This is a genomic window from Marinobacter sp., assembly GCF_014859525.1.
GTDB lineage: Bacteria > Pseudomonadota > Gammaproteobacteria > Pseudomonadales > Oleiphilaceae > Marinobacter.
Window position 1 is genome coordinate 1 of record NZ_JACUUB010000050.1, and the last position, 20,207, is coordinate 20,207.

Below are 20,207 nucleotides of genomic sequence, written 5' to 3' on the forward strand. Positions count from 1 at the left end.
GATGAAGAGCTGAAGAGGGCTCGAAGATACGAGCGTCCGCTGGCCCTGGTGTGGATCGATTTTGACCATTTTAAGGCCGTGAACGATAGCTGGGGTCATGCTGCCGGCGATGCGGTGTTGTGTTCGGTCAGTCGAACCTTGCAGAACAGTGTTCGCAGTGTGGATGCGGTCGGGCGTTTTGGTGGTGAGGAATTAGTGATTGTGCTGCCTGAGATGGACATCGACGAGGCTCGGGATATGGCTGAGCGCCTGCGTCAGCGCGTATCCCAAAAGCCAGTCATGTTGGATTCAGGCCATTCAATCCCCTTGACCATCAGTATTGGTGTGGCAGTGTTTCCAATCCATGGCCACAGTCTTGATACGCTTTGCATTGCAGCCGACAAGGCGATGTATCAGGCCAAAATGCAGGGTCGGAACTGTGTGGTCATGGCACAGCCGTTTCAGCCGGTTCATAATGAGGACTGATGATCGCCGGCCTTAGTTGCTCGAGCGATTGGCCCGAGAGGGTCAGCAACCAACAATGAAAGAAGGCGCTCGTTATGCATTCACTCGCCCGTCGTGCATTGCACACTTGTAAGGTTCCTGAGGATCTTGCGTCGGTCACTTTCCGCAACTCTGAGACAGAGCACCCTGATCGGGTTGGTTTGTCGGAACGCGCAGTGGAGTCCGTATGGCGCAGTGTTGAGGGCTTGTACAGAACCGGCGTACACCCGGGTATTCAGCTGTCGGTGCGATACGGTGGTGAGCAGGTATTGCACCGGGCCATCGGCCACACCAGCGGCAACGGCCCGCATGATCCGCCGGCGCTGCCCAAAATACCCATGACCACAGACACGCCGATCTGCTATTTTTCCGCATCGAAAGCGGTCACGGCACTGTTGATGCACATGCTGGCAGAGCAAGGCCTCGTTAACCTGATGGACCCGGTGTCGTATTACTGTCCGGAGTTCAGGAAAAACGGCAAGCGCACGATCACGGTACACCAGATTCTGTCTCATCGAGGTGGCATTCCCGCCATCCCAAGAGAAACGCCAATTGATGTGCTTTGGGAGCGGGACGAAATCTGGCGACTGCTGTGTGAGGCTAAACCGGTCGAGGTTGACGGTGCCAAGGTCGCTTATCATGCTATTACCGGCGGATACGTGTTGCAGCGGGTGCTGGAGAAAGTCACTGGCGATACCATTGAGAACTTCCTCGACCGTTATCTGCGGGTACCCATGGGTATGAAGTGGTTTACCTACGGTATTGCGCCGGAGCATCTGAACGAACTCGCGAGTAATTATGCCACCGGCCCGACTCCGGTGTTTCCCCTGTCCTGGATTGTGAGCAGGGCGCTGGGTGGTGATATTGGCACGGTGCAAACGGTGACCAACGACGCCCGCTTTCAGGAGGCGGTCATACCGGCCGGCAATCTGTGCGGCACCGCAGAGGAAATGGGCCGTTTCTTCCAGATGATGCTTAACGGGGGCGTCTGGAATGGTCAGCGTATTTGCAGTGAGTTGACCGTTCGCCGTGCGATTCAGCAATTCGGATCTTTGCAGATCGACCGGACTATGATGATCCCAATGCGCTTTAGTGCCGGCATGATGCTGGGGGGTAATCCGGTTGGATTGTGGGGGCAGCAGAGCCGCTATGCCTTCGGTCATGTTGGCCTTATCAACAAGTTTTGCTGGGCCGATCCTGCCAGAGATATATCGGTCAGCCTGTTAAATACCGGCTTTCCGATTGTCGGGCATCACTTACCCGCGCTCGCCAAGTTTGTCTATACTGTGTGCCGGCAGTTTCCGGTATTGCCAGAAAACAAACGGCGGCTGGTGGCCGCCTGAGGGTTTTGGTGGGCCCCGGCACCCTCCGCCAGGCGGGGTAGCCGGGGCTTTAGTCAGAAAAAAGTGAAACCTTGTTCATTATAATTGCACTTTGTCTGACCGTTCGGCAGAATCCCGCAAAATGGAATATGTACCAGGCTCAAAGGATGAGGCGCTATGAACAGATCCGAACTTCCCCCCCCTTATTTGCGACGCGTTAAGTTGGACCAACACGACAGCGTGCGTGTTCACGTGCAGCAACAGGTTTGTGATGAGGTTCAGCGGCTTGAACGCCGCATTGAAACCCTAAGGCTTACCAAATCTCCCCATGCGGCGATCATGATCTCGACCTACGAGCGGATGATCAGTCGAAAGAAGGGGTTTCTGCAGAACTGGGATTTGTAATCAGAATTTAAAGCGCGTGGCTACCCGCGCGGAGATCATATTTTGCAGCAACGGTTTGTAGAAACCTCGGCCTGGGTGGCGATGCTCGTCCTGGTGCTGGTTTTTGTTGCTTTGCCGTCCCTGGCGCAGGCAAAAAGTGCCTGTGCAAGCGGGGCCGTGGTGCTTGATAGCACCACCACCAGCATCCAACATTTTGATGGCTGTCTTTGGTATCTGGAAGACGCCGGTCATCAACTGTCGATGAGTGACATGCTGGCACTGCCTGAACAACAGTTCACCCGGCATCACACCGGGGTGTTGAATTTCGGCTATACGAAGTCAGCTTATTGGGTTCGCTTCGAGCTGAACGCCCGCGCCATTGATACTACCAACAGCTGGATACTGGAACTGGCACTCCCACTGGTGGACGATGTCAGGCTTTACCTGGTGCGTGATGGTCAACTGGTAGACCAGCGCCGGGCGGGCTATCTGGACAACTGGGGCGACCGGGATCTGGCGGTACCCAATCCGGTCTTTCGTTTGCAGTTACTGCCTGAGACCACCACCACAGTGTTCTTGCGGGTAACCAACACCAATGCTTTCCGGTTACCGATCACGCTTTGGCAACTCGACAGCTATATTGAAAAAGTATCGATTGATGAAGCGGTCCGTGGTGTGCTGCTGGGCGCCATTCTTGCGATTCTGGCCTACAATCTTTTTGTGGCGGTGTCGGTCCGGGAACGCAGTAACATCTATTACGTACTGTATCTCGTCTGCGCCTCCATTTTTATTGCCACCGAACAGGTTCACGGTGCGCAGCTTCTGGAGAGTCGCCCGGCGATTCTGGATAAGTCCTACCTGCACTTCCAGATCATTCTGACCTGGTTTTTCGGCTTGCTGATGGCCAGGTCGCTGCTGGAAACCCGCGAGCGATCGCCAGATCTCGATTATGTGATTCTGCTGTGCCTCTACTCGGTGGCGGCTGCCTTCGTGTTGTCGTTTTTTATGCCTTACATCGTGGCGATGGAATGGATCGTCATTGGCTCCATTTTGCTGAGTATGATTCTGATCGTGGTCAGCTATCTGTCCTGGCGTTACTACAACCCGGCGGCACGGTCTTATTTCTTCGCCTGGACCCTGGCGTTGATCGGGTTTGGTATCTATGCGCTGACTGTGATGGGCTATGTTCCGTTGAACACCTTTACAACTTATGCACCGCAGTTTGGTCTGACCGCGCAGATTATCCTGTTTTCGTTTGCCCTGGCCGATCGTATCAAGCAAGTCCAGGGTGAGGCGTTGGCCTGGAATCAGCGTGCCCTGGCCAACCTTCAGCGTTGGGAGCAGGAACGGCTGGAGAAGGAGCTGGCGAAACACTCCGTACAGGCCAAAAGCCAGTTTCTGGCAAACATGAGCCACGAAATCCGGACACCGCTGGCCGCTATTATCGGCTATGGCGAAACCTTGCTGGACCCGGACCTGAGTGAACGAGAAAAGCGCAGCAGTGCCGAGACTGTGGTTCGCAGCGGTCGCCACCTGCTGGAGCTGGTCAACGATATTCTGGACCACTCGAAAATCGACGCCAACAAACTCGATGTAGAGGTGGTTCCGGTTTGGTTACCGGATCTGCTGGACGAAGTTCGCGCGTTTTTTGAACCCCGCGCCCGGGACAAGGGCCTGGGCTTCAGCATTAACTGTGATTTCCCGCTACCAGAGCAAGTCCTGACCGATCCGACCCGGTTTCGTCAGATCCTCATCAATGTTTGTGGAAATGCCCTCAAATTTACTGAAAAAGGTTCGATTGCACTGACCTTCTGGTGTGACCGCGAATCTGAAACTCTGTTCGCCCGAGTGGTGGATACCGGTATCGGCATGAAGCCGGAACAGCTGGAACGATTGTTTGACCCGTTTGCGCAAGCCAGTGCGGCCATTTCCAGGCAATACGGTGGTACCGGGCTTGGCTTGAGCATTTCACGGCGGTTAGCAGAGCTGCTCGGTGGCAATATCCGGGTGTCGAGCACTTACGGGGAAGGCAGTGAATTTGAGGTCTCGATCCATACCGGACGCCTTGATGGGGTCCGGTTCCTGCGTGACACCTCTGAACTCCGTCAGCGCCGTCGAGGTATTCCGGTTGTTGTGGCGCCAGCACTCAAAGGGCGGATTCTGTGCGCTGAAGACAACGATGTAAATCGTCGACTGGTGGCTTTGCTGGTGGCTCGTACCGGTGCTGAACTGGTGCACGTGAGTAACGGTGCCGAAGCACTCGAATTGGCCAGCCGTGAGCGTTTTGATGTGATTCTGATGGATATCCAGATGCCGGTGATGAATGGCCGGGATGCCACCGTCGCTTTGCGGGAAGCCGGGGTGAGCACCCCTGTTATTGCCCTGACCGCCAACGTGATGACCGAGGATATCGCCGACTACCGGATGGCGGGCTTTACCGAACACTTGGCCAAGCCCATCGATAAACAACGTTTCTATGAGGTGCTGGCCAGATACCTGGAGGTTGGCGAGAACGTCAGCAAAGGGAATCACTGCCGGTACTGTGGCAATGTGTTGATTGCGGCAGAGGATGATGGCAACCGAGCACTCGTTGAGCGCATGCTCCGGTGCTACGGTGTTGAGCCGCTGACGGTGGCCAGTGGTGACCAGGCTGTTCGTCAGGCCCTTGCGAATACCGTGCATCTGGTTCTGATGGATCGCCATATGCCAGAAATGGATGGTGTGGCGGCAACCCGGCTGTTGCGCCAGGCCGGATTTCGTCGTCCAATCATTGCGTTCACCACCGGAGACCGGTCAGACGATGACGTCATGCTTGCCGCAGGCTGTGACGGAGTAATAGGCAAGCCGCCGGATCAGAGCTGCTTGAAGGCGACACTGGCGCGCTATCTGACGGCAGGAGCGGATGCGGGTGAGACCGATGAGGAGATCGCTCAGCTGGTGCCCCGTTTTCTGGAAAGCCTGGGTAGCCGGCGTGAGCAGTTGCGCCAGGCGTTTCATGCCCGGGACCTGGCCGCATTGACGCGGCACAGCCATCAGATCAAAGGCACGGCTGGGGCTATGGGTTACCCGCTCATGACGCGTCAGGCGGCGGTTCTTGAAGCTCAGTTGAAAGAGCAACAGCCGGACTGGTCCGACATTGGCAACACGTTGAACACGCTTGATGACATGGTAGAAAGAGCCCTTCAGAGTGCTCCTGGCCAGCGGGGATCAATACAGGGACAGGCCATTGAGTGACGCTAACATCCTGGTGAAAACAGGTCAGGGCACTGACTGACCGGGCCGAAATATACGGGAGAAAAGAAGATGACGGACTTGAAAGTATTGGTCGTGGAAGATGAGCCGCTGATGCGCGAACGACTGGTAAACATGCTCTACAAAGCAGGTGCAACGCGGGTGTCTGAATGTGGCGATGCGGCGTCTGCTCGGGCGGCATTTGAGGCCAGTGAATATCAGATCATTCTGCTCGATCTGGGTTTGCCGGACGGCAACGGTCATGACCTGATGACCCGCTTCAAGCAGGTCCGGGAAAACCAGCATATCGTTTTGGTGACGGCGGATGACTCCATCGAAAGCATTCAGCGAGCGATCAGTGCAGGCGCCAACGGCTACGTGGTCAAGCCCTATTCGCAGGAAAAGATTCTCGATGTGGTCAACAATTATGCGATGGTTCGTGGTGGTGATCTGGCCATGATTCAAGCGCTGAACCGTCGCCATTGACCGGTTCAGCGTTTGGCTATTGAGGATCAAGCCACCTGGCGCGCGATCCACGAGTTATGGCGAGTGGCCAGTGCCCGAACGTATCGAGCTTCTGAGCCGTCCAGATTGCTCAGCACACCTTTGAAGATCCAGCCCCGTTCGTACAGGCCCAGCACCCGGGGTTCATCGTCCAGATTGACGCGCTGATTCAGTTTCTTGCAAATGGCATCCAGTAGCGGCAACTTTTCCGGGCGTTTGATCGGAGCCTGACGGTTAGCCATCGGCTGGTTGGCGGCCCGGGTAGTTGGATGTCTTCTCATGATCTTCTCCTTATCGTTTTGCGCCTGCAAAAACAGAAAACCCCGGGGCCTGAGGCAACCGGGGTCTGGCAGAGAAGCTGCCCCGGTTACCGCACTGGCTCCCGGGGACTGACCGAAAGCCGTTAGATGTCTTTCACCATGGCACACACCAACTGCCCTTGTTGGCAGTAGGCGACTGAGTAAATGGTGTTTTCGGTTATCATTCGGATCATGTCGGCTCTTTGAGTTTGATTCGCCATCAGTGTATCGGCTATTGGGCGGTTTGCAATAGTACGAGCGCTTCGGCAAACCCGTACAGACGCTCCGGGTAGCCGCCGGCATACTTTATTTCGTCACGTGTTTTTACGTTGTGCAATCCACGGTGCTTGTTTTTCAGGCACCGAATGGATCTCTCCTTTCTACGCAGCCCATGGGTTGCGTTTTTTTTGCCCATAATCCGGTGGTGGCCCAAAGGTTATTGCGCAGCGGTTTCGCCCTGGCAAATCACTCTTTCCCAGGTCTTGTGGAGAATCAGGGCATCGTTGGCAGCCCGGTGTACGGGCAGGCCAAGATCCGCGATAACCTGTTGCCGGATGCCCGCCCACTGCCTTACCTGCCCCGGATCAAGCAGCATCGATACGGATTCAAGCTGGAACGAAGGGGTTTGCCCTGCGGCCCGGAACAGACGGTGCAACCAGAAACTGTCGAAGGTCCAGGCGTCACAGAACACCTGGTCTAGCTGCAGCTTGTTCAATTGGGTTGCAACCTCCCTGACCGGTATGCCTTCGCGCTCAAGCCGAGATCGGGAGATGCCGTGGATGGTTTCGGCGCTCTCGGACCAGTCCTGCCAGAGCACATGAGGGCAAATCAGCCAGCTGTGTAGAGTGCCGTCGGGCAGACAAACGCCCACCTCAATCGGGTAGCTTGCGATCAGGTCTAGGCTGGAGGCTTCAAAATCAATGAATGCCGGGCTGCTGTCTGAAGTCATTGAATCAACGTAGGGTCATTGTCGTTTTCCTGCGAGTTTACCCCCGATCCGGTTCAGACGCGAACCCAAGAGCGTGCGGCGCTGTTACAATATGGCCACGCTTTGTAAAAGCCTGATGACAAATCCCCTTCTATTCTGGTGAACGCCCCATGACTGACACTGTTGTCGTTATTTACTCCGGAGGTATGGATTCTTTTACCCTGCTCCACCTGGCCCGGGCGCGGGGCTACAATGTTCACGCGCTGTCATTCAACTATGGCCAGCGTCATGTCCGTGAGCTTGAAGCGGCCAGGGCGGTGTGTCAGGCACAAAGTATTCCGCATAAGGTGATTGATATCCGTGCCATGAGCGAGGTTATGGCGGGATCATCGTTGACCTCGGACATGGATATTCCTGAGGGGCATTATCAGGAAGACAGCATGAAGTCGACCGTCGTGCCTAATCGAAATATGATCCTGTTGTCCCTGGCAACCGGGTATGCGGTTACGGTCAGGGCGCAATCGGTCTGGTATGGTGCTCATGGCGGCGATCATGCAATTTACCCGGATTGCCGCCCGGAGTTTGTGGAAAAGATGGACGCGGTGTGTCGGATCGCCAACTACGATCCGGTCGGAATTGAGGCTCCGTTCATGAAACTCGACAAAGGTGGGATTCTTGGGGAAGGCCTCAAGCTCGGTTTGGACTACGGCCAGACCTGGACCTGCTATAACGGTCGTGAACGGGCGTGCGGTGTTTGTGGGTCTTGCGTGGAACGACTTGAAGCGTTCGCCAGTCACGGCCTTGAAGATCCGTTGCCTTACGAACCGCATAATGTTGATAAGAGTAACGCCTGATGTATCGAGTTAAAGAAGCATTCTATACCCTGCAGGGCGAGGGGGCTCAGGCCGGTCGCGCTGCGGTGTTCTGTCGGTTCAGCAAATGCAATCTGTGGACCGGGCGTGAAAAAGACCGCGCCAATGCGGTCTGCGACTTTTGTGATACGGATTTTGTCGGCACTGATGGCCAGAATGGCGGGCGCTTTGACACCGCCGAAACCCTGGCGGCTCATATCCGGAGTCTGTGGCCGGATGCGCCGGGCGCGCCCTATGTTGTGTGCACGGGTGGTGAGCCTCTGCTGCAACTGGACAGGCCATTGATCGACGCGTTGCATGCCGCAGGCTTTGAAATTGGCGTGGAGACCAACGGCACCCTGGCCGCTCCTGAGGGCATTGACTGGCTCTGCGTAAGCCCTAAAGCCAATGCTGAGGTCGTGATCACCGAATGCGATGAGTTAAAGTTAGTGTATCCGCAACCTTTGGCACCGCCGGAGCGGTTTCTGGGCATTCGCGCCCACCACTATTTCCTGTCCCCGATGGCGTCGCCTTCAATCCCGGAGCAGAATGCCGATCCGGTCAAGCAGAGCAACACCCGTAAGGCTACCGAATACTGCCTGGCGCATCCACAGTGGCGCCTGACGTTGCAAATGCACAAAATTCTGGGCATCGACTGACTCAGGCAGTCTTGCGCAGGGCAGCCTCTTTGGTGCGGAAGTGACTGGGGCTAAGGCCAGTCCAGCGCTTGAAGGCGCGGGTAAAGTTGGCCGCATCCGCGTACCCCAGTGCATCGGCAATTTGGCTCAGGTTCATGCCGGTATGTTCCAGCAGTTCTCTGGCTCGCTCCAGACGAACTTCGTCAACAAGGTTTTGAAAGCTGGCGTGTTCTTCCTGCAGTCGGCGTTTGAGTGTGCGTTCGGAGACAAACAGGGTGGCGGCCACCCGTGCCAGTTTGGGGGGGAATGGATGACTGGTTTCGATGACCCGGCGAACCCGGCAGGCAAAGCCTGCATCCTCACGTAGTTGTTTCAGCGCTTCTTCGCATTGAGCCCGGGCGCTGATGGCAAGCTGATCGTCACTGAATCGTACGGGCAGGCCTAGCTGACTTACCGGGATGACCAGGGCATTCTCTGTGGCACCGTACTCGACCGGCACCCCAATCTGAGTGCGGAAGCGGTGAAAGTGGTTGGGTTCTGGCCCGCGCCGGATCACTCGGGTGCCCGATACCATGGCCCCGGTTAATTGTGCGCCCATAGTGACGCAACCGAACAAGACGGCATCCAGAACGAAGCCTTGCAGAGGTCCGAGTTCGATATCGCAGGTCACGTTGTACCAGGCATTCTGCCCCGAGATGTGTTTGTGGACTTGCAGGTGAGGTGCCCGCAGTGTCAGGTACCGTGTCATCAGCCCCAGTGCTTCTTCCAGAGTTCTGCTGCTCATCACTGCGGTGCCCAAGGCTCCGTGCAGTGGAAGCCTGAGCTCCTGTGCGAGCATGATGCCGAGGCCGGGTTCGCCGCTTTCGATGATGGCCCGGGTGACGAACTCGCTGGCCTGGGCTTGGCTGACCCGCAACTCCGTGGAATTCAGACGGGATGGGTCCAGGCCGACCCGGTGGATCAGATCCCGTTCGTCGATACCGATGGTGTGTAGAACTTCGGCCAGGGTATGCAGGTAGATGGCCGGCATGCCCAGATCCTGTGCGGTAGAAACGGAGGCGCGCATGGGTTTCCTCGTGAGCAACATTTTTTGTTATGTAAGAGTGTCAGCCCTGTCGATTATGACTCGTTGATCCCATCAGCCCCATGACTTGATTGACGGGTCAACGGGCCAGAGAGGCCAATTCAAGTTGTCTGGCCCACGCCGTCAGTGACTGTGACGGCGGATGAAGGTTTCCAGAACCTTGGCAGAGTGGCCGGGGTTTTCAAGCATCGGCAAGTGACCAACGCCACGAAACACATGCAGTTCAGCATCGGGCGTGGCGGTTTTGAACCAGTCGACACAGCGGGTGGGCGTGATGACGTCGCGATCACCCCATTGCACCTGAAGCGGTGGTGACTCCGGGCTCAGATATCTGGCGGGCGCCAGGGCGTCGGCCAGCATGTCGTCGAAGATATGCCGCAGGGATGCCCGGCGCTGCAGCAGATCCGGGCCAAGCAATCCGGTCATGGCAAGCCCGGGTAGCGTTGGTTTGCCTGAGCCGACGCTGTTGAACATGCGGTATACCCCGGCCCAGTCATGGGGAATAAGCAGGGCATCCCGATCAGATTTGAAGGGCGCATCAATATCGACATCGGCGTGCTCGGGAATGCCGGCACTGTTGAGCAGCGTGACGGTGCGCGGTGACCGTTCGAGCTTGTGGGCCAGTACTGCGGCGATGGCGCCACCCATGGAGCTGCCGGCAACGTGCAGATTGTCTGTCTGGAATCCCGACAGCCAGTCACTCAGTCGTTGTGCCTGGCTCTCGTAACGGTAGCAGGCGTCTGGGTGGTATTGGCTTTCACCAAGGCCAGGAACGTCCGGCACCAGAATATGCCAGTCAGCAGGCAGCTTCTGCATCCAGAGCGCCCAGTTCTCTTTCATCGAGGCAAAGCCGTGAATCAATACCAGGGTTGGCCGGCCAGGTGCCGGTTGGCCGCGTTCCAGAAAGACCATGTTATGGCCGTCGACAAACGCTTGCCGCCGGCGGGCACGGAGCAGCCAGCGCTGTCCGGTACGGGCTGCAGGCCAGAAATTTGGCGTGGGTACTTTCATGAACGCGACAACCTCGTGACAGTGAATCCGACGCTAATTGTAGCGGGCTGGCTGCCGAGGGCTATTGCCTTGTCGCCTGAATCTGCCGTCTGCGGGGCAACCAGCGTCAGGGTGTTTGAAAGTTCAGATCTGTAATCACCGGGTTGTGATCGGAGGATCGCCAGGGACCGCGCACCGAGTGTCCGTGTGCTTGGCCATAGCCCAGGGCCCTGGGCTCATCGGCATTAATATTCCAGCTTTGTGCGTTCTGCACATTGGGCGTCAGCGTGCCCGAGGCCAGTGCATAATCCAGCGATCCCTTTTCGCCCCGATAACGATAACTGTGGTGGTTACAGCGCTCGCCGTCGCAAGGGTGAAAATGGTGCACCAGACTGGTGTAACCGCCATCAACCAGGACCTGTATCGGATCTTCTTTGGCGTAGCTGTTAAGATCGCCAGTGATCAGGTTGCCGGCAAAGCCCTCTGGTGGTGGCAAGGAGTTGAGCCAGTCGAGCATGGCTTTGGCAGACTGGGTTCGCTGATGGTTAAAGCAGCCCTGACCATCGTTCTGATCTGAGTCGGCACCATGGGCGTTGCGACAGGATTTCGATTTCAAGTGTGCAACGACCACTCTCACGGTGTGACTGTGGCCTGGAAAGTGAAAAACCTGGGCTATTGGTGGCCTGCCCAGGTTGCTGGCGCGTCCTGTATCTGGCCGGTTTGCATCACCGATCGGAATTACCCGATCTGACCGATACAGAACAGCGTTACGGATGGCATCACTGCCATCACGCCCCGGGGTTGCGATGAAGGCCCAGTCAGCACCCAGCTGTCTGGTCAGTTCGGCCAGGGCGCTGTGGGGACCATAGCCGTCATTTTCCATTTCGGTAACGGCGAGAATGTCCGGGTCAGGTTCAAGGATGGCCGCTACCAATCGCTGACTCTGCTGTTGGAACGCGGAGCGGTTTGCTGCGCCCCGGGCTGTTGGAAATCCGCCGCCTTGACCGTCTCCGTTGAAGTAATTCTCCAGGTTCAGGGTCATTACCCGATAGCTGGGCTTGGGTGCCCTGGCGGGCGGCTGTGGACGTGCATTCACACGTTTGAAACTGGGTTGGCTGGATGGCTGAACACGCCATTGGCCAAAGCGGAAATCCAGCACGCCCTCGATCCCGGCAACGGTGTCACCTGCCCGTACCGTGTTTGGGTGTGCCAGGCCCGCCGGCGGCCAGGGCACGGGGTCCGGATTGCGTACCGCTTTGCCGTCGTCCAGGACTACCCGGTGCTGATGATTTTGCTGACGCTGGCGAGCGGCCTTTTTACCTGGCGGCAGGTACTCGGTGGGCGTGACCTGGTCGGTCGCGGCCAGTGTCAGCTCGCCAAATACCGTCAGGTTGTAGTGATCGATCACCGTTAGCGGACCAGTAAACCTTACCCGCATATTCTCAAGGCTTTCCGGTGGCTGCGACCAGGGTAATGACACGTCGATGGGGGCTGGCAGCGGAGCATCGCCGCAAACCTTCAGGGTACGAATGTCGACCAGCTCGGTGAGACCGTGATACTCCTTGACGGTACCGCTGAGCCTGAGCCGTTGGCCCGGTTTGCCTTTGCCCAGGCGAGTGTAGATAAAAAGAGCTTCGGAGGTGGCAGGGTTCTGATCCGTTTCGGCATCGGCTTGTTGTAGATAAAATCCGCCAAAGCCGCCAGGGTGTCGGCTGTCCTGGGTGAGGATGCCTTCGACGGTCACTTTTTGCCCGGTCAGAGGAGACGCTGGGCCGCTGCCCTGTATTTGATGGATAGCTGTGGCTGGCGCACCGCAAACCTCAGCGGCTGCCTGGCCGGGGAGACCGGCACCCAGCAGCAGGCTGAAAATGGCAAGCAGAGTATTAACAGAAGGTTTAGTCACCCGCGCAGTCTAGCAGAGACCGGCCACCGCTTTGAGCGCTTGTTCACGCTTGCTGCCGAAGCCCAACTGATCCGGGTTAGCCAGTTCCAGCTGTTGTATCAGGGGGTCTGGGTGGTTGTTCTCAAAGGTAATGCCAAGCCTGGACAGCACATAAGGCGCCAGCGCAGCACGGGTCTCGATGGCAAGTTTACCGTGCTGCATGCCGTAGTCGTTGGCAATGATAGTTTGCTGGGCCTCGGTCAGTCGCTGATCGGGTGTAATCTGAAGGGTGACCAGCCGTTGCCAGTCCTCATCCTGCTGCGCCGAGTGCCGGGATTTCTGGCGCAGGGCTTCGGGTTGGCCTTGAAGACGGCTCAGGGCAAAATCCCGGAACTCGCGGTTGGCACTGCACCAGGCCCGCATGTGCCAACTGTTACCGGAACACACCAGCGAGTGAGGCTCCAGGATACTGTCTGCAGCCTCTGGCCTGCTCAAAGAAACGTAGCTGGCCCTCAGTTGGCGGTGATAGCGGGTGGCGGCTACAACGGCTCGCATTGTTTGTGGCGCAATTCGTCGGGCCGGCTCCGGTATGACCGTGTTCCCGGGCAAACTCAGTTCCAGATCTGCAAAGGTGTCGCTGAGGTTCTGCTGGCGAGAAAGCAGCTCCTGGTATTCACTAACCTGGCCGCGTGTGACCACGGGTGCAAAGTTGTCTGAGGGGACGTAGCCTTTCAGGTGCCGGTCATAAATCAGGTTGCCTGGCGCAAGTTCTCGCAGGTAGGTGTTGATGTCCTTGGATGCCTGCTGGCGACCAATGCCGAAACTGTGGCAGATATGGTTAGTGGTCAGTCGACCTTCCCAGAGTGCGACGATTTCGATCAGGCGATAGCGAAGCAGTAAATCCCAGCGAATGGGCCAGTCCGTTTTCTTCATAACCAGGCGCTCACGGTCCAATAGGTAGCTTGGAGTTTATGGTACCCGCTACGGTGATCCGGTTCTGTTACGGCACATTAATGTAAAATAGTGTGAAACGGCGCGCCATTAAGGGATTCCAGGTCTCGGCAAGTCCCTAGTGGTGTCGCCTGAGCATGCCTGTTTAAATAACGGCCAGCAGGCAACTCATAATGTTGCTATCTTTTTTTTACGTCACTCTGGTGTAACCCAGCTTGCGGAGTCATCCATGACCCGAATGGTCGCTTCCCTTTCGGCGCTTATTCTAAGCATCGTACTGCTGGTCAGTGGCAATGCCTTTTTGATGACTCTGTTGGGTATTCGGCTCAGCATTGAGCAAGTCTCGCCCAATGTCATTGGCTGGGTGCTGGTGTGCTACTCCATCGGGTTTGTATTAGGCACCCTCTACGTTCACAAAATCATTGGTCGGGTTGGTCATATTCGGGCCTTTGCGGTGTTCGCGGCCATGGCCGCGGTGGTTTCTCTGATGTACCCGATGGCCCTGTCGATGGTCTTCTGGGCAGTGCTCCGAGTGCTGTCTGGTTTTACGATTGCCGGTGTTCTGGTGGTCATCGAGAGCTGGTTTTCGAGTCGGGCGACTAATGCAAACCGGGGCGCACTGTTTGCGGTCTATCAGATTGTATTTTATCTGTCGGCGGCCGGCGGTCAGCTGATCGTGAACGTGGGTGACCCCACCAGCTTTTTGCCCTTCTCGCTGGCTGCCATCCTGCTCACGATGGCGTTGATTCCGTTGTCTTTGACCCGGATGGAAGCGCCGGTTATTGAGCAGTCGCCCCGGATGTCTTTTTTCAAGTTGGGGCGAGAATCCTTTACCGGCGTGGCCGGCGCGCTGATTTGCGGCGTGCTTATCGGCGGGTTTTATGCGCTTGGTCCGGTGTACGCGACCATGGTGGGACTGGACGTTGCCCGTACCTCTACGTTCATGGCCAGTGCCATCGTTGCCGCAATGTTACTTGCCTGGCCATTGGGCCGGTTGTGTGACCGCTTTGATCGTCGGCGGGTGATGTTCTGGGTGGCGTTGTTCGGGGCGGGCTCTGCGGGAGCGGTAGCGTTTACCGGTGCCGCCAATCTGGCGCTGTTGACGCTGCTGGTGGGTCTTTTCACGGGCTTGTCGGCAACGATTTACCCAATTGCAGTCGCGATCACCAACGACCGTATGGAAAGCAATCGCATTGTTGCAGCCAGTGCTACCTTGTTACTGAGTTACGGCATCGGTAGCGTGATTGGCCCGATTGCCATGGCGGAGCTAATCAACCAGTTGGGCCCTGCGGGCCTGTTCTACGGCAATGCCGGTTTCTTGCTGCTGTTAGCGGCGATCACCAGCTATCGCATTACTCATACCGATGATGTACCTGTGGCTGAGCAGGAGCACTTTGTGCCGGCCATGCCTGAGACGTCTTCGGTACTGACAGAAATGGATCCACGCAACACCGAGTTCCACGAATCCGCAGAAGTGGAAGAAATGCAGGAAGAGTTGCGTCAGGCTGGCTGACGCAACTCTCGGTATTCCCCAATGTTATTTCCACCCTGAAATTTGTTTTTATTTGAATGGTTAGCTTACTATTGGTGAATTTCCAATAAGGTAAGTTTTTTGTCGGTTTTCGGGTTGGCGTTTGCTTGTCCCATGCCGAATCACCTACAGGAGTGTTTAGCCATGAGAGATCAGTTCCCGTTTGCCGTTGCCCGTGTTACCCGCCGCTGGCGGAAAATGCTTGATGAGCGCCTGAAAGACCTGGGGGTCACCCAGGCCCGCTGGAGCACCATGGTGTATTTGCAGCAAGGTGGAGAAGGGCTTACTCAAAGAGAGCTTGCCAGCCTGATGGCCATTGAAAACCCCACTCTGGTGCGCTTGCTGGACAGCCTGGAGCAGCAAGGACTGATTGAACGGCGCGCATGCCCGAACGATCGCCGTGCCCGTCGCCTGCACCTGACCAAGCCGGGGGCCGAGTTCATGGATGAGTTATCAGAGCGCGCAGAAACCTTGCGTGAAGAGATGCTTGAAGGGGTATCAGACAAGGAAATCGCGTGTGCAATCAAGGTGTTTCACAAGATCCTGGAAAACGCCGAAAAGCAGAAGTAACGATTGCACAATAATTCGATTGAGGGCCTGACTGCCCGTTATGGCGAGCGCTGGCGCTGGCTTGCGGTAATCACCGTGGTGCTTGGCACCATGGCGACCGTGCTCAGTGCCACGGTGATCAACGTTGCCCTGTACGACATCATGCAGGAGTTCGGGATTGGTCAGGGCCAGGTACATTGGCTGGCGACGGGTTTTATCGCTGCCATGACTACCACCATGCTGGCGTCTGCCTGGTTGCTCGATCGGTTTGGCGTACGCCAAACCCTGGGTGTTGCCATGGCCGCTTTTACCGTTATCTCTATCATTGGCGGGTTTGCCAACACCCCGGAGCAGTTGATCGCTGCGCGCATCGGCCAAGGTGCCATGGCTGGCCTCATGCAGCCTATGGGTATGTACCTGGTGTTCCGGATTTTCCCGACAGAGCGCCGTGGCCAGGTCATGGGCATTTACGGCATGGGAGTGATCCTGGCCCCCGCGCTGGGGCCGGTGCTCGGCGGGTTTCTGGTGGATCAGTTCAACTGGCGTTATGTGATGTATGCACCGGCGCCGGTGACCTTGTTGGGCGTCTGGATGGCTTGGCGTTTTTTGCCGTTGCCGCGCAAGCGTCCGGCTCATTACCCGTTTGATCTGATCGGCCTGGTCTTGCTCGGAGCCACCGTTGCGCTGACCCTGGAAACGCTCACTCGTATGCAGTTGTGGGCCGGTCAGGAGGGGCGGATTCTGTTGCAGTGCGTGTTGTCGCTGGTTTTTCTTGTCGCCTTTGTGCTGCGTGAGCGTTCGGCCAGGCATCCGCTGGTTAATCTTCAGCTGCTGCGCCAGCCGGTTTTCCTGTATGCCACCCTTGGCGCTTTGGCATTGGGTTTTGCCCTGTTTGGTTCGACCTATCTGATTCCGTTGTTTGTTCAAACGGCGCTCGGCTTCTCGGCAACCGAAGCCGGCTTACTGATGTTGCCTGCCGGTGTGGTCCTGGGCATTGTGTTTCCATTGGCCGGCAGGTTGGCCGACAAACGCAGTGCCCGGGGCTTGGTGCTGTTCGGCATTGCGGTGTTTGCTGTTTCTGCTGTGTTGTTCGCGCTGACCGGTGCCTATGCGGGTTTTGGCTGGTTGGCGTTCTGGGCGGTGCTGGGCCGGATCGGCATCGGTTTCATGTTACCGGCCTTGTCGACCGGCGCACTCAACCCTCTTGCGCCCGAACAGCTTGGAGCGGGCTCCAGTACCATTAACTTTGCCCGACAGCTGGGTGGCGCACTTGGGGTCAATCTGGTGGCCCTGACGATTGAATTTGGGGAGCATCAGGCGGGAGTGCCGACGTTCGGCGCATTTGCCTCTGCCTGGTGGCTGGTGGCCATGTTTGTCGCCCTCGCCGCTGTTCCGGTCTGGAAGATGAAAGCCTGATGTTGCCATTGTCAGGGCGTTTACCTATCATGGCCGCTACTTCGGGGGAGTAGCCTCCGCGCCGGGAGACCGGGCGGACGGTAGTCAACATACTTGGAGCTCAATCTCCATGGCTACCGTGTTCCACAAAAAACGTGGAATTGGCAAGACCTGAGGCAGATCATCTCCAATGGGCGGAAGGTGAGCTGTCTCACGTCTGAATCAATCCGCCCTGAGGTCTCTCCTAATGGATGCATTTCTCGCGTCAACCCTGGCGGTCGCCATCGCTGAAATCGGTGACAAGACCCAGCTTCTCTCGCTTTTCCTGATCGCCAGATACGCGCAGCGAACTCCGATCATTCTTGGTATTCTGGTTGCAACCTTGCTAAATCACGCGTTATCAGCCTGGCTTGGTGCCTGGGCTGCCAGCTGGATTCCGCAAAACTGGCTGCCCTGGATCCTGGCGGTCAGCTTTGTTGCAATTGCCCTGTGGTTATTGATTCCGGATAAAGACGACAGCGCCGACTCCCGGTTTTTGGGAATGGGTGCCTTTGGTGCAACGACGGTCATGTTCTTTCTGGCGGAAATCGGTGACAAAACCCAAGTGGCCACGGTGGTGCTGGCGGCAAAGTATACTGAAACGATATGGGTTATCATCGGTACGACGGTAGGGATGTTGCTGGCGAACATCCCGGTTATCATGGCTGGTAGTTGGTTGATGGAGCGGATGCCGCTGGCGACTGCCCGGATCAGTGCCAGTGTTTTGTTTGCGGTTCTGGCATTAGTGACGATCTGGACAACGCTGGTGAACTCCTGATCCCCAACGCGGTCTGTGTAAGACGTCAAGCTCTGGAAGAATTTGGATAGGATCAAAGTGATATGTACTTAAAACGCTGTGCCGTTTCTCTGGTATTCGCGGTGGCGACCACCACGTCATCACTGGCAGTTGCCGGGAATGATCGAGCTCCCAGAGTGCCAACGTTTGCGCTGAACGGGGATCTTGCCGGTGAGTTACAGGTACATACCACCCGCTATGAGGACACCTTCGCGGAGTTGGGCAGTGACCTTGCGCTGGGCTACCTTGAGCTCGTGAAGGCCAACCCCGGTGTCGATCCCTGGCTGCCGGGCGACGGCAGTGTCATCACCTTGCCCCGAATGTACGTGCTGCCCGATGCGCGGCGGGAAGGCATCGTGATTAATCTTGCAGAGTACCGGCTCTATTATTACACCGAAGGTGGTGTGCAGGTGTACCCGGTCGGTGTGGGCCGGGAAGAAAACCCGTCACCCCTGACCGACGCAGAAGTCACCATGGCCCTGGAGTCTCCGGCCTGGTATCCGCCGGCGAGTATTCGCGCATCTTATGAGGCGTCTGGCGAATACCTGCCAAGAATGATTCCCCCGGGGCCGGACAATCCTTTGGGCACGCACGCACTGATGTTGAGTGAAAAGGGCTATCTGATCCACGGCACCAACAAGCGCTTTGGTGTCGGGATGCCGGTCAGCGCCGGTTGTTTCCGCATGTACAACGATGATATTTCACGCTTTGTGTACCAGGTGCAGAAGGGCACCTCCGTTCAGGTGGTCCGTGAGCCGGTCAAAATAGGTTTGTCTGGTGGCGAGGTCTGGCTTGAGGTGCACCGCCCTCATGAAGACTACTCACCCGAGGATCGGGACCGGCTCTGGCAGGCGGTACTGGAACGCCTGGAATCGTTCCGTCAGCAGCATCCCGATGTGGAAATGCAGCGGCACTCCATCGAGCTGGTGGTGGATCAGGCGGATGGCATTCCGACCATGATCGGAGAGCGCCTGACTCAAATGGCATCGGATCAAACCCGAAGCGAACGTGTCCCTGAAGAGGCGGCGGAGCCGGAGCAAACGTTGTATTTTTGATCTTTAATCCGGTGTTTGCTGAACTCTGATGGACGTAGAGTCAATAATAAGAACCACAGGCAGGAGTGCTCATGAGCCGCACCATTCTGATTACCGGGGCCAGTTCAGGACTGGGCGAAGGCATGGCCCGGGAATTTGCCGCCAAAGGCAACCATCTGGCACTGAGTGCTCGCCGTATCGAGCGCCTGGAAGCGCTCAGGGAGGAGCTGAAAGCGAAGCATCCAGACATCACCATCGGCGTGCGCGCTCTCGATGTGAACAATCATCAACAGGTGTCTGATGTTTTCCGGGCGTTCCGGGATGAGTTTGGCCAACTCGATCGCATTATCGTCAACGCCGGCATCGGCAAGGGGCAGCCTCTGGGCACCGGGCGATTTGACGCTAACTTCCAAACCGCAGAAACCAACTTTGTTGCCGCTCTGGCGCAGATCGAGTCGGCCATGGAAATCTTCCGGGCACAGAACCACGGCCATTTGGTTGCCGTATCTTCAGTAACGGCGGTGCGTGGCATGCCGGGCAACGTTACAACCTATGCGGCTACGAAAGCCGGGCTGGCAGCACTTTGCGAAGGTTTGCGCGTCGAACTCAAGAAGCGACGCTCGCCGATCCGGGTGACGACACTCTACCCCGGCTATATTCGGACCGAGATAAATGAGAAGGTAAAGAACACACCGTTTATTGTGGATGCACAGACGGGTTGCCGTGCCATGGTGCGTGCGATTGAGTCAGGCAAGGCCGAATGTTTTGTGCCCGGCTGGCCCTGGACACCGATCGGATTCATTGTGAGGCGCTTGCCGGAGTCTGTTCTGGCCAAACTGTTCTGATCATCCTGCCCGGGAGGTCGCTATGAAGTCACACCCGCTCCAACGCCGGAACCAGAGTAACCGGCTTAATTTCTGGTCGCTGATCTTTGTGGCAGGTGCCTTGCTGGGACTGATCGGACTGTCCTGGCAGGTCATTGCCCAGCAGAACGAATCCCGCCACGCTCTGGTGCTGACGGTCGAGGGTGCCATCGGCCCCGCTACCATGGATTACGTGACCCGAGGTATCCAGCGGGCACAGCAGGAAAATGCTGGACTGGTGATTCTGGAAATGGATACACCGGGCGGTTTGATGGACTCGATGCGAGAAATCATCAAAACCATCCTCGCCTCTGAAGTTCCCGTTGCAACGTACGTATCCCCTCAGGGTGCAAGAGCCGCCAGTGCCGGCACCTACATCCTCTACGGTAGCCACATCGCCGCCATGGCACCCGCCACCAACCTGGGATCGGCGACACCGGTGCAGATGGGTGG

Annotated in this window: 19 protein-coding genes, 1 pseudogene and 1 riboswitch; of the genes and pseudogenes, 14 read left to right on the forward strand and 6 right to left on the reverse strand. The window is 57.0% G+C overall.

The window, feature by feature from the left end:
* From IBX51_RS10700 to IBX51_RS10720, 5 genes are all read left to right on the forward strand, one after another.
* Positions 1 to 465: GGDEF domain-containing protein (locus tag IBX51_RS10700; RefSeq protein ID WP_291831211.1), on the forward strand; the 465-nt coding region annotated here is incomplete at its 5' end.
* A 74-nt stretch (positions 466 to 539) separates the two neighbouring features.
* Positions 540 to 1,826 (forward strand): serine hydrolase, encoded by a 1,287-nt coding sequence (locus IBX51_RS10705; RefSeq protein WP_291831212.1) that lies wholly within the window; start codon positions 540 to 542, stop codon positions 1,824 to 1,826.
* Between the two features lie 156 nt (positions 1,827 to 1,982).
* Entirely contained in the window at positions 1,983 to 2,210 is a 228-nt protein-coding gene (locus IBX51_RS10710; RefSeq protein ID WP_291831213.1) for a hypothetical protein, read from the forward strand.
* 81 nt (positions 2,211 to 2,291) lie between these two features.
* Entirely contained in the window at positions 2,292 to 5,423 is a 3,132-nt protein-coding gene (locus IBX51_RS10715; RefSeq protein WP_291831233.1) for a hybrid sensor histidine kinase/response regulator, read from the forward strand.
* A gap of 69 nt (positions 5,424 to 5,492) precedes the next feature.
* Positions 5,493 to 5,906, forward strand: coding sequence for a response regulator (locus IBX51_RS10720; RefSeq protein ID WP_291831214.1), 414 nt, complete (start codon positions 5,493 to 5,495; stop codon positions 5,904 to 5,906).
* Between the two features lie 26 nt (positions 5,907 to 5,932).
* Here IBX51_RS10720 and IBX51_RS10725 read toward each other — a convergent pair whose 3' ends face one another.
* Together IBX51_RS10725 and IBX51_RS10730 are read right to left on the reverse strand one after the other, a co-directional pair.
* Entirely contained in the window at positions 5,933 to 6,205 is a 273-nt protein-coding gene (locus IBX51_RS10725; protein ID WP_291831215.1) for a hypothetical protein, read from the reverse strand.
* Positions 6,206 to 6,659: 454 nt separating this feature from the next.
* The gene (locus tag IBX51_RS10730; protein WP_291831216.1) at positions 6,660 to 7,172 is read right to left on the reverse strand and encodes a hypothetical protein; all 513 of its coding nucleotides are present in this window, start codon (positions 7,170 to 7,172) and stop codon (positions 6,660 to 6,662) included.
* A gap of 149 nt (positions 7,173 to 7,321) precedes the next feature.
* On the opposite strand from IBX51_RS10730, the gene queC reads away from it, so the two are divergent.
* Complete coding sequence (gene queC / locus IBX51_RS10735) at positions 7,322 to 8,005, forward strand: 7-cyano-7-deazaguanine synthase QueC (RefSeq protein WP_291831217.1); 684 nt, start codon at positions 7,322 to 7,324, stop codon at positions 8,003 to 8,005.
* Positions 8,005 to 8,661, forward strand: a complete 657-nt coding sequence (queE, locus tag IBX51_RS10740; RefSeq protein ID WP_291831218.1) for a 7-carboxy-7-deazaguanine synthase — start codon at positions 8,005 to 8,007, stop codon at positions 8,659 to 8,661. The genes queC and queE overlap by 1 nt, the downstream gene beginning before the upstream one ends.
* Position 8,662: 1 nt before the next feature.
* Here the strand turns inward: queE and IBX51_RS10745 are convergent, their stop codons facing one another.
* The 4 genes from IBX51_RS10745 to IBX51_RS10760 form a co-directional block, all read right to left on the reverse strand.
* Positions 8,663 to 9,706: an AraC family transcriptional regulator gene (locus IBX51_RS10745; protein ID WP_291831220.1), complete on the reverse strand. Its 1,044-nt coding sequence runs from the start codon at positions 9,704 to 9,706 to the stop codon at positions 8,663 to 8,665.
* 141 nt (positions 9,707 to 9,847) lie between these two features.
* Positions 9,848 to 10,735 (reverse strand): alpha/beta hydrolase, encoded by an 888-nt coding sequence (locus IBX51_RS10750; RefSeq protein ID WP_291831221.1) that lies wholly within the window; start codon positions 10,733 to 10,735, stop codon positions 9,848 to 9,850.
* 106 nt (positions 10,736 to 10,841) lie between these two features.
* Entirely contained in the window at positions 10,842 to 12,617 is a 1,776-nt protein-coding gene (locus tag IBX51_RS10755) for an ExeM/NucH family extracellular endonuclease (RefSeq protein WP_291831222.1), read from the reverse strand.
* 9 nt (positions 12,618 to 12,626) lie between these two features.
* Complete coding sequence (locus tag IBX51_RS10760) at positions 12,627 to 13,529, reverse strand: WYL domain-containing protein (RefSeq protein WP_291831224.1); 903 nt, start codon at positions 13,527 to 13,529, stop codon at positions 12,627 to 12,629.
* A 247-nt stretch (positions 13,530 to 13,776) separates the two neighbouring features.
* Between IBX51_RS10760 and IBX51_RS10765 the strand changes: the two genes are divergently transcribed.
* The 7 genes and pseudogenes from IBX51_RS10765 to IBX51_RS10795 form a co-directional block, all read left to right on the forward strand.
* Complete coding sequence (locus IBX51_RS10765; protein ID WP_291831226.1) at positions 13,777 to 15,060, forward strand: MFS transporter; 1,284 nt, start codon at positions 13,777 to 13,779, stop codon at positions 15,058 to 15,060.
* A gap of 162 nt (positions 15,061 to 15,222) precedes the next feature.
* On the forward strand, positions 15,223 to 15,648 hold the full coding sequence (locus IBX51_RS10770; protein WP_291831227.1) for a MarR family transcriptional regulator: 426 nt from the start codon (positions 15,223 to 15,225) through the stop codon (positions 15,646 to 15,648).
* 3 nt (positions 15,649 to 15,651) lie between these two features.
* A complete protein-coding gene (locus IBX51_RS10775; RefSeq protein ID WP_291831228.1) occupies positions 15,652 to 17,043 on the forward strand; it encodes an MDR family MFS transporter in 1,392 nt (463 codons plus the stop codon).
* Positions 17,044 to 17,082: 39 nt separating this feature from the next.
* Positions 17,083 to 17,184, forward strand: a riboswitch (yybP-ykoY riboswitch).
* Positions 17,185 to 17,269: 85 nt separating this feature from the next.
* Positions 17,270 to 17,839: a TMEM165/GDT1 family protein gene (locus IBX51_RS10780; protein ID WP_291831229.1), complete on the forward strand. Its 570-nt coding sequence runs from the start codon at positions 17,270 to 17,272 to the stop codon at positions 17,837 to 17,839.
* A 62-nt stretch (positions 17,840 to 17,901) separates the two neighbouring features.
* On the forward strand, positions 17,902 to 18,912 hold the full coding sequence (locus IBX51_RS10785) for a L,D-transpeptidase family protein (protein WP_291831230.1): 1,011 nt from the start codon (positions 17,902 to 17,904) through the stop codon (positions 18,910 to 18,912).
* Between the two features lie 71 nt (positions 18,913 to 18,983).
* Positions 18,984 to 19,736, forward strand: coding sequence for an SDR family oxidoreductase (locus IBX51_RS10790; RefSeq protein WP_291831231.1), 753 nt, complete (start codon positions 18,984 to 18,986; stop codon positions 19,734 to 19,736).
* A gap of 22 nt (positions 19,737 to 19,758) precedes the next feature.
* Positions 19,759 to 20,207: pseudogene (locus tag IBX51_RS10795) on the forward strand (nodulation protein NfeD); the annotation flags it as partial.

What these genes read in the sequence shown, in the direction of transcription:
- IBX51_RS10705 (WP_291831212.1), top strand. Translation starts at nt 540, where the DNA reads ATGCATTCACTCGCCCGTCGTGCATTGCACACTTGTAAGGTTCCTGAG.
- IBX51_RS10710 (WP_291831213.1), top strand. Translation starts at nt 1,983, where the DNA reads ATGAACAGATCCGAACTTCCCCCCCCTTATTTGCGACGCGTTAAGTTG.
- IBX51_RS10715 (WP_291831233.1), top strand. Translation starts at nt 2,292, where the DNA reads ATGCTCGTCCTGGTGCTGGTTTTTGTTGCTTTGCCGTCCCTGGCGCAG.
- IBX51_RS10720 (WP_291831214.1), top strand. Translation starts at nt 5,493, where the DNA reads ATGACGGACTTGAAAGTATTGGTCGTGGAAGATGAGCCGCTGATGCGC.
- IBX51_RS10725 (WP_291831215.1), bottom strand. Translation starts at nt 6,205, where the DNA reads ATGAGAAGACATCCAACTACCCGGGCCGCCAACCAGCCGATGGCTAAC.
- IBX51_RS10730 (WP_291831216.1), bottom strand. Translation starts at nt 7,172, where the DNA reads ATGACTTCAGACAGCAGCCCGGCATTCATTGATTTTGAAGCCTCCAGC.
- queC (WP_291831217.1), top strand. Translation starts at nt 7,322, where the DNA reads ATGACTGACACTGTTGTCGTTATTTACTCCGGAGGTATGGATTCTTTT.
- queE (WP_291831218.1), top strand. Translation starts at nt 8,005, where the DNA reads ATGTATCGAGTTAAAGAAGCATTCTATACCCTGCAGGGCGAGGGGGCT.
- IBX51_RS10745 (WP_291831220.1), bottom strand. Translation starts at nt 9,706, where the DNA reads ATGCGCGCCTCCGTTTCTACCGCACAGGATCTGGGCATGCCGGCCATC.
- IBX51_RS10750 (WP_291831221.1), bottom strand. Translation starts at nt 10,735, where the DNA reads ATGAAAGTACCCACGCCAAATTTCTGGCCTGCAGCCCGTACCGGACAG.
- IBX51_RS10760 (WP_291831224.1), bottom strand. Translation starts at nt 13,529, where the DNA reads ATGAAGAAAACGGACTGGCCCATTCGCTGGGATTTACTGCTTCGCTAT.
- IBX51_RS10765 (WP_291831226.1), top strand. Translation starts at nt 13,777, where the DNA reads ATGACCCGAATGGTCGCTTCCCTTTCGGCGCTTATTCTAAGCATCGTA.
- IBX51_RS10770 (WP_291831227.1), top strand. Translation starts at nt 15,223, where the DNA reads ATGAGAGATCAGTTCCCGTTTGCCGTTGCCCGTGTTACCCGCCGCTGG.
- IBX51_RS10780 (WP_291831229.1), top strand. Translation starts at nt 17,270, where the DNA reads ATGGATGCATTTCTCGCGTCAACCCTGGCGGTCGCCATCGCTGAAATC.
- IBX51_RS10785 (WP_291831230.1), top strand. Translation starts at nt 17,902, where the DNA reads ATGTACTTAAAACGCTGTGCCGTTTCTCTGGTATTCGCGGTGGCGACC.
- IBX51_RS10790 (WP_291831231.1), top strand. Translation starts at nt 18,984, where the DNA reads ATGAGCCGCACCATTCTGATTACCGGGGCCAGTTCAGGACTGGGCGAA.